General features: G+C 37.9%; 1 protein-coding gene. It reads right to left on the bottom strand.

The genetic code is table 11. From position 1 onward, the window contains the following. A partial coding sequence (locus tag FK530_RS27640) for an aminotransferase class I/II-fold pyridoxal phosphate-dependent enzyme (protein ID WP_146489501.1) occupies positions 1–306 on the bottom strand: 306 nt, incomplete at its 3' end. Between the last annotated feature and the right edge of the window lie 259 nt (positions 307–565).

The following is a 565-nucleotide window of genomic DNA, read 5'->3' as shown; positions in this document are numbered from 1 at the left end:
ATAACCCAACCAGTGAGCTAATCGCGTCTCTAATTGAGCAAGTGGCCGACTATATCCTGTAACATGGGGCGATCCACCACTGCCGACACCATAATCTTCTGCACCCCGCGCCGCCGCTACTTGTAATCGCGGATGATGTGCTAAGCCGAGGTAATCATTCGATGAGAAGTTAAGATATTGCTCCCCATCTACCTCAATATTGATACTACTTCCCGCTGCATGACAGATAACTCGCTGACGATAACGATTATCGATGCACTGTTGATCGAGAGCACTTTTGATTCTTTCTTTCCACATAACGTTCACATAACGCCTATATACCAATTCGAACTAATTCGATTTCTATCGATTATTTTAAAAATTACTTACAATTAATTACTTACAATTATTTACTTATAATATTCCCTATGAAATCTCTTCTCTGATAATCACTTTTAAGTTCTTTTAAGTTTTTATAGATCCTTTATCAGATGCTTTATAGGCACTTCTAAAGCCTAAAAGTGTTATCAAAAATCCTATTTATAGTACCATAGTGCTCTATCACCTGAGCTGTAAATATCATCCT

Source organism: Tsukamurella conjunctivitidis (assembly GCF_007858475.1).
Lineage (GTDB): Bacteria > Actinomycetota > Actinomycetes > Mycobacteriales > Mycobacteriaceae > Tsukamurella > Tsukamurella conjunctivitidis.
The sequence above is the reverse complement of the archived record's forward strand: the minus strand, read 5'-3'. Positions and strand labels throughout refer to the sequence as shown.